Origin of the sequence: Burkholderia sp. Ac-20379, assembly GCF_017104645.1 — a bacterium.
GTDB lineage: Bacteria > Pseudomonadota > Gammaproteobacteria > Burkholderiales > Burkholderiaceae > Burkholderia.
Genome location: NZ_JAAGPF010000225.1, coordinates 1 through 11,774, shown reverse-complemented (window position 1 = coordinate 11,774; position 11,774 = coordinate 1). Strand labels below are relative to the sequence as shown.

The following is an 11,774-nucleotide window of genomic DNA, read 5'->3' as shown; positions in this document are numbered from 1 at the left end:
CGGCGCGTGGCCGGCGACGACAGCACCGAGCGCCCCACGGCGTCGAGCAGGTTGGTCATCAGCACGTCGCGCGCGAGCGTGGATTTGCCGGAGCCGCTCACGCCCGTCACGGCGACGAGCCGCGCGAGCGGAATGCCGACGGTCACGTCGCGCAGGTTGTGCAGGTTCGCGCCGTGCACGGTGAGCCAGTGCTCGGGCGTGGCCGTCTCGCGCTTCGCGGTGGCGGGCAGCACCTCGCGGCGCGCCTGCAACGGATGCACGATCGGCTGCGCGAGGAAGCGCCCGGTCAGCGAATCGGGCTGCGCGGCCAGGTCGGCCACCTTGCCCTGCGCCACCAGCGCGCCGCCGCGCTTGCCCGCGCCGGGGCCGATATCGATCACGTGATCGGCGCGGCGGATGGTGTCCTCGTCGTGCTCGACCACCACCAGCGTGTTGCCCTTGTCGCCGAGCTTGCGCAGCGCGTCGAGCAGGATCTGGTTGTCGCGCGGATGCAGGCCGATGGTGGGTTCGTCGAGCACGTAGCACACGCCCTGCAGGTTGCTGCCCAGTTGCGCGGCGAGCCGGATGCGCTGCGCCTCGCCGCCCGACAGGCTCGGCGCGGCGCGGTCGAGGCTCAGGTAGCCGAGGCCCACCTCCTCCAGGAACGCGAGGCGGCTGCCGATCTCGCTGACGATGTCGCGCGCGATCTGCGCGTCGCGGCCGTCGAGCTGCAGGCCGTCGATCCAGCGGCGCGTGTCGGCCACCGTCCATTGCGCGACGTCGGTGATCGACTTGCCGGCGAAGCCGACGGCGCGCGCCGCCGGGTTCAGCCGCGTGCCGTGGCAATCGGGGCACGGCGTGTCGCCCATGCCTTCCGGTTCCTGCTCCTCGGACGGCAAAGTCTGCTCGCGGCCGCGGTTGTCGTCCACCAGCACGGTGTCGTCGTAGGCGGCGCGCTGCTCGCGCGTGAGCGCAAGCCCGGTGCCGACGCAACTGGTGCACCAGCCGTGCTTGCTGTTGTACGAGAACATGCGCGGGTCGAGCTCGGGATAGCTGGTGCCGCACACCGGGCAGGCGCGCTTGACGGACAGCACCTTGACCGCGCCGATGCGCGCCGTCGAGTGCGCCTTGCTCATCGCGCCCACCAGGCCGTCGAGCGGCGCGAGCAGATGCATCACGCCCTTGCCGAGTTCGAGCGTCTCGTTCAGGCGCTGGCGCAGCTCGGCTTCCTGATCGGGCGACACCACCAGGTCCGCCACCGGCAGCTCGATGGTGTGTTCGCGGAAGCGGTCGAGCTTCGGCCACGGCTCCACCGGCACGAATTCGCCGTCCACGCGCAGATGCGTGCTGCCGCGCGCCTTGGCCCACTTCGCCAGGTCGGTGTACACGCCCTTGCGGTTCACGACCAGCGGCGCGAGGAAGCCCACATGCTCGCCGCGATGATCGCGCAGCAGTTGCGCGACGATCGAATCGACGGTTTGCGAGGTGACCGGCGCGCCGTCGTGGATGCAGTGCTGGAGGCCGAGCTTGACGTACAGCAGGCGCAGGAAGTGCCAGACCTCGGAGGTGGTGGCCACCGTGCTCTTGCGGCCGCCGCGCGACAGGCGCTGCTCGATCGCCACGGTGGGCGGAATGCCGTACACGGCGTCCACCTCGGGCCGGCCGGCCGGCTGCACGATCGAGCGCGCGTAGGCGTTCAGCGATTCGAGGTAGCGGCGCTGGCCCTCGTGGAAAAGAATATCGAACGCCAGCGTGGATTTGCCGGAGCCGGACACGCCGGTGATCACGTTGAAGCGGCCGTGCGGAATGTCGACGTCGAGCGCCTTCAGGTTGTGCTCGCGCGCGTTGACGATGCGCACCACGTCCTCGCCTTCCACGGCGCGGCGCTCGCGCATCGCCTTCAGGCGCGCCTGGAGCGGCACGCCGTCGTCGGCCAGCGCGGCCGGTTCGCCCATCGCGCGCTCGTAGTCGCGCAGTGCCACGCCGGTATGCGAGGCGGCGCAGTCCTTGACGTCGTCGGGCGTGCCGGCGCACAGCACCAGGCCGCCGCCGTCGCCGCCTTCCGGGCCGAGATCGACGAGCCAGTCGGCCGCGCGGATCACGTCGAGGTTGTGCTCGATGACGATCAGCGAATGGCCGGCCGCGAGCAGCTTGCCGAACGCCTGCATGAGCTTGGCGATATCGTCGAAGTGCAGGCCCGTGGTGGGCTCGTCGAACATGAACAGGCGGCCGGCCACGGCCGGCGAGTCGGCCTTCCCGGCCTTCGCCTTCCCCGTCTTGGCAGCCTTGGCGGCCTTCTCGGCCGCGACGATCGCCACCGCCGATTCGGCCAGGAAGCCGGCCAGCTTCAGCCGCTGCGCCTCGCCGCCCGACAGCGTCGGCACCGGCTGGCCGAGCTTCACGTATTCGAGGCCGACGTCGACGATCGGCTGCAGCACGCGCAGCACCTCGGCATCGGCCGCGAAGAACGCGGCGGCCTCGCTGACGGTCAGCTCCAGCACGTCGGCCACGTTCAGCGCGCGGCCGTCGCGCTCGATCCGCACTTCGAGGATCTCGTCGCGGTAGCGCTTGCCGTCGCAATCGGGGCAGCGCAGGTACACGTCGCTCAGGAACTGCATCTCGACGTGCTCGAAGCCCGAGCCGCCGCAAGTGGGGCAGCGCCCGTCGCCGGTGTTGAAGCTGAACACGCCCGCGCCGTAGCCGCGTTGCAGCGCGAGCGGCGCCTTGGCGAACAGCTTGCGGATCTCGTCGAACGCGCCCACGTAGCTGGCCGGATTCGAGCGCGTGGTCTTGCCGATCGGCGATTGATCGACGAACACCACGTCGCTGACCTGATCGGCGCCGCTCAGGCGGCGGAACGCGCCCGGCGCCTCGGTGGCCTTGCCGAAATGGCGCGACATGGCCGGATACAGCACGTCCTGCAGCAGCGTGGATTTGCCCGAGCCGGACACGCCGGTCAGGCACACCAGCCGTTGCAGCGGAATCTCCACCGTGACGTCGCGCAGGTTGTGCTCGCTCGCACCTGCCAGCACGATGCGCGGCGTGGCCGCGTCCACCGGGCGGCGCGCCCAGTTCGACGCGTGCGCGACGTGGCGGCGGCCGCCCAGGTAGGCGCCCGTCAGCGTATCGGCGGAACGGATCTCGGCCGGCGTGCCGTCGTAGACGATCGCGCCGCCGCGCTCGCCCGGCCCCGGCCCCATGTCGATCAGGCGGTCGGCGGCCAGCATCACGGACGGATCGTGCTCCACCACCACCAGCGTGTTGCCCGCGTCGCGCAGCCGCTGCATCGCCTCGACGATCCGGTTCAGGTCGCGCGGATGCAGGCCGATGCTCGGCTCGTCGAGCACGAACAGCGTCTTGGTCAGCGAGGTGCCGAGCGCGGTGGTCAGGTTGATGCGCTGCACCTCGCCGCCCGACAGCGTGCGGCTCTGGCGATCGAGCGTCAGATAGCCGAGGCCGACGTCGCACAGGTATTTCAGGCGCGTGCGCACTTCGGCCAGCAGCAGCTTCAGCGCGTCGTCGAGCAGCGTGCTCGGCAGTTCGATGCCGTCGAAGAAACGGCGGATCCGCTCGATCGGCAGCAGCATCAGGTCGTGCACGGTCAGGCCCGGCAGCGCTTCGAGCTGCGTGCGGTTCCAGCTCACGCCGCGCGGCATGAAGCGCTTCGCGGGCTCGAGCACGGCGTCGGCGTTCGCCTTCGAGCCGAGCCGCCATTGCAGCGACTCGGTTTTCAGGCGCGCGCCGCCGCAGGTTTCGCACGGCGTGTAGCTGCGGTATTTCGACAGCAGCACGCGGATGTGCATCTTGTAGGCCTTGGTTTCCAGATAGCCGAAGAAGCGTTTGACGCCGTACCAGTGCGTCTGCCACTTGCCGTTCCAGTCGGGCGAGCCGTTGATCACCCAGTCGCGCTCGGCGTCGGTCAGCTCGGCCCACGGCGTGCCGCGGCGGATGCCGGCCTTGGCCGCGTAGCGCATCAGGTCGTCCTGGCACTCCTTCCAGGCGGGCGTCTGCATCGGCTTGATCGCGCCTTCGCTGAGCGTCTTGCGCGCATCGGGAATCACGAGGCCGAGATCGACGCCGATCACGCGGCCGAAGCCGCGGCAGGCCTCGCACGCGCCGTAGGCGGAGTTGAACGAGAACATCGCCGCCTGCGGCTCGGCGTAGCGCAGGTCGCTGTCGGGATTGTGCAGGCCGGTGGAGAAGCGCCAGATGAGCGGGGTTTGGGGCGCGTCGTCCGCCTCGGCGGCGTCGTTCGGCAGCACGTACACGCTGAGCCGGCCGCCGCCGCGCTTGAGCGACGCCTCGATCGCCTCGACCACGCGCGCCTTGTCGACGCGGCTCAGGCGGAAGCGGTCGGCCACCACGTCGAGCAGCTTGCGCGCGCCGGTGGGCGACGCCACCTCGCGCTGCGCCTGCACGCGCGTGTAGCCGCTGGCCGACAGCCATTGCTCGACTTCCTCGGGCGTGACCGTGTCGGGCAGCTCCACCGGGAACGTCAGCACCAGGCGCGGATCGTCGGCCGCGGTGCGCGCGGCCAGCTCGGCGAAGATGGTTTCGGGCGTGTCATGCCGCACCGGCTGCGCGTTCTCGCGATCGAACAGTTGCGCCGCGCGCGCGTAGAGCAGCTTCAGGTGATCGTTCAGCTCGGTCATGGTACCGACCGTCGAGCGCGAACTGCGCACCGGGTTGGTCTGGTCGATCGCGATCGCGGGCGGCACGCCGTCCACGCGCTCCACCTGCGGGCGGTCCATCCGGTCGAGGAACTGGCGCGCGTAGGCGCTGAAGGTTTCGACGTAGCGCCGCTGCCCTTCCGCATACAGCGTGTCGAACACCAGGCTCGACTTGCCGGAGCCGGACGGGCCGGTCACCACCGTCATCTCGCCGGTGCGCAGGTCGAGATCGACGTTCTTGAGATTGTGCTGGCGTGCTCCGCGAATGCGGATCAGATGGCTGGATGACAATTGGCCTGTCCGTATGAAGGGGTTGAGCGGCGCGTCGGGCGAACTGCGCCGGGGCGATGCGCGAGGCAGCGACACTATACTGTATATTCATACAGCGTTCACGGCGCGGCGCCGGGGCGCTCCGGAACGGCTTGGATTCGGGGCGCGCGCGGTCGTTCCTGCAAGGCGATCCGGCGGGCGGCCGCACCGTGCCGCACGGGTCAGGAGGCAAAAACCGATCCCGGCGGCATATCGGTCGCCACGCGGCACAAACGAAAACGCGGCGCGAAACGTCGCGCCGCGAACCGGCCGGCCGCCGCGTTGCACCGCGGCCGGCGTGCGCCAATGCCCGGCTGGCTGGCCGGGCATTGCGCTTACTTGCTGATGCTCAGCAGTTCGACTTCGAACGTCAGATCGCTGTTCGGCGGGATCGAACCGACGCCGCGGCTGCCGTAGGCGGTGGCCGCCGGGCACGTGAGCTTGGCCTTGCCGCCCACCTTGATCTTCTGCACGCCCTGCGTCCAGCACGGGATCACCTGGCCGAGCGGGAACGTGGCCGGGCCGCCGTGCTTGGCCGACGCGTCGAACTCGGTGCCGTTCGCGAGCGTGCCGCGATAGTTGACCGTGACCACGTCGCTGGCGGTCGGTTGCGCGCCGGTGCCCGGCTTGATCGTTTCGACCGTCACGCCGGACGGCAGCTTCTCGACGGGGTTGGCGGCGAAGGCGGCGGTGGCGAAGGTGGATGCGGCAAGTACGGCGATCACTGATTTCATGCGATGTCCTCGTTGAATGGCGCGACGATTATATCGGCATCGCGTGACGCATCGCAGCGCCGCCGCCAGCGCCGTGGCGGCGGCTTCGCCGCTTACTTCACCGGGCTCAGCGCGTCGGCCGACACCTTGTACACCGTCACCGGCGCGTCGATCCATTCGCCGCTCGCGTCGAACGCCACCTTGCCCACCAGCGTCGAGAACTGCGTGCGGCGCAGCACCGGCACGAACTTCTGCGGATCGGTCGAGCCGGCGGCCTTGATCGCCTGCGCGACCACCATCGTCGCCGAGTAGAACGCCGGCGAATACACGTCGTTCTTCGCACCGAACTGCTGCTCGTAGCGGCTCGCGAACTGCGCGCCGCCCGGCAGCGACGCGAGCGGCGCGCCGCCCTGCGCGCAGTAGCCGCGATCGTTCAGCGTGCCGGCCGCGAGCTTCGGCATGTCGACCGAGCAGATGCCGTCGCCGCCGAGCACCGGCGCGCTCATGCCGAGCTGCTTCGACTGGCGGCCGATCGAGGCGGCCTGCGCGTAGTAGCCGCCGTAGAAGATCACGTCGGGGCGCTCGGCCTTCAGGTGGGTCAGGATGCCGTTGAAATCGGTGGCCTTGTCGCTCGCATATTCGCGGCCCACCACCTCCATGCCGTTCTTCTTCGCCGTCTCGACGAACACGTCGGCCACGCCCGAGCCGTAGGCGGTGCGATCGTCGATCACGGCCACCCGCTTCGCCTTCAGCACCTTGGCCGCGTATTCGGCCATCTTCGCGCCCATCACGTTGTCGTTGGCGGCCAGGCGGAACACGTAGGGCAGGCCCTGGCGCGTGATCGCCGGGTTGGACGCGGCGCCCGTGATCATCGGGATCCGCGCGTTGTTGTAGATGCGCGAGGCCGGGATCGTCACGCCCGAGTTGTAGTGGCCGATCACGGCCTTGACGCCGGAATCCACCAGCTTCTGCGCGACGGCCACGCCGGTTTTCGGGTCGCCGGCGTCGTCTTCCGACACCATCTCGAACGTCACCGTCTGGCCGCCGATCGTCATCGGCGTGCGGTTCAGATCCTCCACCGCCATCCGCACGCCGCGCTCGTCGTCCTTGCCGAAATTGGACTGGCCGCCCGTGAGCGGGCCGGCCACGCCGATCTTGACCACTTCCGCCTGGGCGGAGACACACGAAACGGCCAGCAGCGCCGCGAAAACGGTCGAATGGTGCATGTGTTTCATCTAGGGGTTCCTCGCGAAGTCAACGGAAGGCCGGCACGGCAAGGCATCCGATCCCCGGTGAGCGTCCGGAAACCTTGCATTGCGCCGACAGTCAGCCGATTGTTCCGGGCCAAATTTCGGCGCTACATGTACACCGGCCATCGCGCCGCCTGCGCTATACAGGCCGGGCGGCCTGTACAGTGCGTCGCGGCGGCGCGCCGCGGTTCGCGCGCGAGGTGCGTGAGGTGCGCGCTTTCGCGCCTAGCGCGAGAAGTCCGCCAGGTTGAAGCCCTGCGCGTACGGCTGCGCGTCGTCGACGTAGTGCTCGCCGCGCCCCGTGATCCACGCGCGCCCCTCGATGCTCGGCAGCACCGCCGCGAGCCCGCTCTCCAGTTGCACGGCCTGCTCGGCGCGGCCCACGAAGCGGCTCAGGATCAGGCTTTCGTGCGTGAACGGCCGGCCTTGCGCCAGCAGGCCGCGCGCATGGCGCTGCGCGACGCGCGCCGAGGTGCCGGTGCCGCACGGCGAGCGGTCGATCAGGAACTCGCCCGCGATCACCACCGCCCGGCCGTCGGCATCGCCGGCCACCGGCGCGCCGGTCCACATGCAGTGCTTGACGCCGCGGATCTTCGGATTGTCGGGATGCACCACGTCGAGCGCGGCGTTGACGCGCAACTGCACCTCGCGGCCCATCGCCAGCAGTTCGTCGGGGCTGAAGTGCTCGCAGCCCGGGTAGTTCGCCTGCACCTCGACGATCGGATAGAAATTGCCGCCATAGGCCACGTCCACCGTGAGCCTGCCGAGCGGCGCGACGTCGATCTCCAGATCGCGATGCAGCAGGAAGCTCGGCACGTTCGTGAAGCGCACCGAGCGCACCCGGCCGCCGTCCATCTCGTAGCGCGCCGTGACCTGGCCGGCCGGCACGTCCACCACCACCAGGCCCGGCTGCTTCGGCACGATCAGCCCCGCCTCGAGCGCGAACGAGATCGAGCCGATCGTGGCGTGGCCGCACATCGGCAGGCAGCCGGACGTCTCGATGAACAGCAGGCTGAAATCGGCGTTCTCGCTGAGCGGCGGATAGAAGATCGTGCCGGACATGTGCGCGTGGCCGCGCGGCTCCATCGTCAGCGCGCGGCGCACCCAATCGAAACGCGCGACGAAGTCGAGCCTGCGGTCGTTCATCGTCGCGCCCGTCAGGGCCGGGCCGCCCTCCACCACCATGCGTACCGGCATCCCTTCGGTATGCCCCTCGATGCATCGGAATGTGTATGTCGTCATGTCTACCTGGATCGTTGGAGGCGGGCGCGGGCCCGCCGGGGTTCAGTTGCCCTGCGTCTGCGCGAGGGTTTCCTTGATCGACGCCTGGAGCAGTTTTTCCATGTCGCCGCTCTTCTTCTCGTTCTCGATGAACGTGTTGAACACGGCCAGATCGGCGGCCGGGGTTTCCTTGCGCACGCCGAACGCGATGCCTTGCGGCGCGAGCGGCGGCGTGGGATTGAACGCCACCGCCCAGTCGCGGTGCGCTTCGATCAGCATCCGGTTGGTGATCTTTTCGTCGGCCAGCAGATCGGCGCGCTTGGACATCAGCGCGAGGCGCGTTTCGTCGAAGCCCGGCAGGCGCATGATCTGCGCCTGCTTGACCGCGCCCGAGATCGCGCGGTCCTGCACGGTGCCCGACATCACGGTGATGACGGTGCCGGGCTTGTCGATGTCGGCGATCGACTGGATCGATTTCGGCAGCTTCGGGTTGCGCTTGTTGTAGGCCAGCGTGACGCTGTATTCCACCGCCGGCGCCGAGAACGAGATGGCCTTGCGGCGCTCCGGCGTGTCGTTCAGCGACAGCGACAGGTCCCATTTGCCCGATTGCAGGCCCGCGACGATGTTGTCCCACGAGGTGTCGACGAACTGCACCTTCACATGCAGCACGTTCTCGCCGAACGCCTTGCACAGCCACGGGAACATGCCGCTGTAGTCGCCCGTCTTCGGATCGCGCATCACGTACGGCGGCGAGACCGCCGCGCCGCAGCGCAGCACGCCGGCCTGCCGGACGCTCTGCCAGGTCGACGTGTCGTCGGCCTGCGACGCGCCGCTCGCGAACACGGCCGACAGGGTGGCAAGGCACAGCAAGCTGCGGCGCAGGAAAACGGGAACGTGGACCATATGCAACCTCTTGGTTGGGGAAAGCCATGAAGCAAACCGATGCCACGGCGCGGGCCATGCCCAAAGGCCGCCCGTACCTTTCCGGACTGCTAACGATATGAAGATTTTGGCGCCCGTCGGCAACGCATTCGGCGCGGCGCTCCGGGCTGTCGTTATTGTCGACACAGTGCCGACACTGTCAACGAGAAAAAATTAATCCTTGCCGGATCTCATCGACAACTCATTGTTTACATGACTATTTTCACGTCACATCGGGCAAACCCCAAGCCCTGATCGGCATCGTTTCGCATGCTTTTTCTTGACATGGAAATACCGCGATGCAAGCATTTGTCGACATTACGTCGACCAAAAATCCGCGTGAAGCCGCTGCATTGGGCCCATCGGATCGGTCAATTCCAACATGGTGAGGATGTCGAATGAACAAGCAACGGAAACTGGCGGTGGTGACGGGCGGCGCGAGCGGGATCGGCGAGGCCGCGGCGCGCCGTTTCGCGCGCGGCGGCTATCGCGTCGTGATCGCCGACATCAACGAAACGCGCGGCCGCGAGGTGGCGGCGGACATCGGCCGCGAGCACGACGGCATCGATTTCCTCAAGCTCGACGTGGCCGACGAAAGCGACGTGCGCCGCTTCGCCGCCGCCCTGCTCGAGCGGCACGGCGTGCCCGATGCGCTGGTCAATTCCGGCGGCATCCTGCAGAACGCGGTGCGGCTGCTCGAGGTGGACATCGCCGAAATCGACCGGCTCTACGACATCAACGTGCGCGGCACGCTGCTGGTGTCGCGCGCGCTCGGCGCGGCGATGTGCGAGGCCGGGCGAGGCGCGATCGTCAACCTGTGCTCGCTGACGACGTTTCGCCCGTCGGCGCAGATCGGCTACGCGGTCGGCAAGGCCGGGCTGAAGATGCTGACGGAGGTGATGGCGGCGGAATGGGGCCCGAGCGGCGTGCGGGTCAACGCCGTGGCGCCGGGCTACACGCTGACGCCGGCCATGCAGGCGCGCATCGACAGCGGCGAGCGCGATCCGGCCGTGGTGCTCGAGAAATCGGCGCTGCCGCGCTTCGTGGCCCCGTCGGAAGTGGGCGACACGATTTTCTACCTGTGCTCGCCCGAGGCGTCGGCCGTGACGGGCGCGGTGCTGCCGGTGGACTGTGGCTGGCTGGTGCGCTCGGCGTATCTCGCGTACGCCTCGCAGCCGGCCTGATCCGGCGGCAGGCAGCACGCACGCGGGCCACGCGGCGCCTTCGCCGCCTTGCCCGCGTCAGACCGCGTCAACCCGCCCCGGCCCCGCTCAGTCCGGGTCGCGCGCCGGCCGCTTGCCGGCGCCGCGATAGGTCAGCGGAATGCCGGCCGTCAGGTTGCGGTCCATGAACTCCATGAAGCGCCCCTTGAACTGCACCGCGTGCCGGTGCGCGCAATCCTCGGCCTGATCGGCGTCGCCGCGCTCGATCGCGTCGAGCATCTCGGTGTGATGCTCGCCCATCTTCTGCGGCGAGATGCCCGGATCCAGCGCCTTGTATTCGAAGTGGAGATGCAGCATGCGCCGGCCTTCGTCGAGCAGGCGGCGGTACAGATCCGCGAAATAGGTGTTGCGGCCGGCGCGCGCGATCGCCATGTGGAACGCCGTGTTGGTTTCGATCATCGGCAGGCTGTCGCCCGTCCGGATGCTCGCGGCGATGCCCTTTTCGTAGGTTTTATGCGCGTCGCGGATCGCGGCGATGTCGGCCGGCGTGCGGTGCAGCGCGGCGAGCCGCGTGGTCACGCGCTGCAGCAGGTCGAGCGCGTCGAGAAACTCGGGCACGCGCGCGAAATCCATCGGCGTGACGACCGTGCTGCGATTCGCCAGCGTGGTGACCAGCCCGTCGGCCGACAGGCGCACCAGCGCCTCGCGGATCGGCGAGCGCGACGAATCGAAACGCTCGGCCAGCCCCACCTCGTCGAGCGGCGTGCCCGGCGCCAGCTTCATGGTGAGGATGTCGTTGCGCAGCAGCTTGTAGACGCGTGCCGCGCCGGTTTCCTTGCCAGCCGTGGGATCGGCTGCGATTGCTTTGGCCATCGTGTGTCCTGAAGGGGAATGCGTGTGCGGGGCGCGCGCCGTGCCGGCCGGCGCGCCCGTCGAAGCGGGCCGGGCGCCGGAACGCCCGGCGAAACCGCGCCCCGGCCAGCGACGCAATGACGGCAGTGTAAACCGCCGGCCCGCCGCGCGATGCCGCGAATTCGTCGTCGCGCACGCAGCGCCCGGTGCAACGCGTCGCGCCGCCGCCACGGCATCGCGCGCAAACGGCCCGATCCCGCCTGTGCATGGCCCTTCCGTCATCAAACCGTTTTATGATTAGGCCGCCTGAACAGGCACGCAGTGAGCACTCGGCGCTCGCCTCACCTCGATCGCTTCAGGGGCCTTTCGTATGCTGATTTCCGAAACCGGCGAGACCGCGGTCGCGCCCGTGGACGGGCCGCCGGTCAACGCGGAATGCGCCGCGCTGCTGCGTCTGGCGCGCGCGCATTTCGGTGCGGAATCGGCGTTGATCGTGGTGTCGGCGGCAAGCGGCTCGAGCGGCCCCTACCTGCTCGGCGTCGAAGGCCCGCTGCCGATCCCGTTGCCCGCCGATCCGTTCGCCGCCCGCGCGGGCCATTCGTCGGACATCGTGCTGTGCGCGGCTCACGCCGCCTGCGCCTTGCGCGCCGCCGACGGCGCACGCCTCGGCGCCCTGCTGCTGATCGCGCCCGCGCC

General features: G+C 69.2%; 7 protein-coding genes and 1 pseudogene. 2 read left to right on the top strand and 6 right to left on the bottom strand.

The window, feature by feature from the left end; genetic code table 11:
• The 5 genes from uvrA to G3N92_RS23540 all read right to left on the bottom strand — a co-directional run.
• Nucleotides 1-4,940, bottom strand: a 4,940-nt coding sequence (gene uvrA, locus G3N92_RS23560; protein WP_206129991.1) for an excinuclease ABC subunit UvrA, incomplete at its 3' end; no start/stop codon positions are given.
• Nucleotides 4,941-5,293: 353 nt separating this feature from the next.
• Nucleotides 5,294-5,692, bottom strand: a complete 399-nt coding sequence (locus G3N92_RS23555; RefSeq protein ID WP_206129990.1) for an FKBP-type peptidyl-prolyl cis-trans isomerase — start codon at nt 5,690-5,692, stop codon at nt 5,294-5,296.
• A 92-nt stretch (nt 5,693-5,784) separates the two neighbouring features.
• Nucleotides 5,785-6,906 carry a branched-chain amino acid ABC transporter substrate-binding protein gene (locus G3N92_RS23550; protein ID WP_206129989.1) on the bottom strand — a complete coding sequence of 374 codons (1,122 nt, stop codon included), beginning with the start codon at nt 6,904-6,906 and terminating at the stop codon, nt 5,785-5,787.
• A gap of 240 nt (nt 6,907-7,146) precedes the next feature.
• A complete protein-coding gene (locus G3N92_RS23545; RefSeq protein ID WP_206129988.1) occupies nt 7,147-8,163 on the bottom strand; it encodes a 4-hydroxyproline epimerase in 1,017 nt (338 codons plus the stop codon).
• A 42-nt stretch (nt 8,164-8,205) separates the two neighbouring features.
• Nucleotides 8,206-9,045, bottom strand: a complete 840-nt coding sequence (locus G3N92_RS23540; protein ID WP_206129987.1) for a transporter substrate-binding domain-containing protein — start codon at nt 9,043-9,045, stop codon at nt 8,206-8,208.
• Between the two features lie 416 nt (nt 9,046-9,461).
• Here G3N92_RS23540 and G3N92_RS23535 point away from each other — a divergent pair, with 416 nt between their 5' ends.
• Nucleotides 9,462-10,247 carry an SDR family oxidoreductase gene (locus tag G3N92_RS23535; RefSeq protein ID WP_206129986.1) on the top strand — a complete coding sequence of 262 codons (786 nt, stop codon included), beginning with the start codon at nt 9,462-9,464 and terminating at the stop codon, nt 10,245-10,247.
• Between the two features lie 87 nt (nt 10,248-10,334).
• Here G3N92_RS23535 and G3N92_RS23530 read toward each other — a convergent pair whose 3' ends face one another.
• Nucleotides 10,335-11,099, bottom strand: a complete 765-nt coding sequence (locus G3N92_RS23530) for a GntR family transcriptional regulator (RefSeq protein ID WP_206129985.1) — start codon at nt 11,097-11,099, stop codon at nt 10,335-10,337.
• A 349-nt stretch (nt 11,100-11,448) separates the two neighbouring features.
• On the opposite strand from G3N92_RS23530, the pseudogene G3N92_RS23525 reads away from it, so the two are divergent.
• Nucleotides 11,449-11,774 (top strand): annotated as a pseudogene (locus G3N92_RS23525) (sensor domain-containing diguanylate cyclase); the annotation flags it as partial.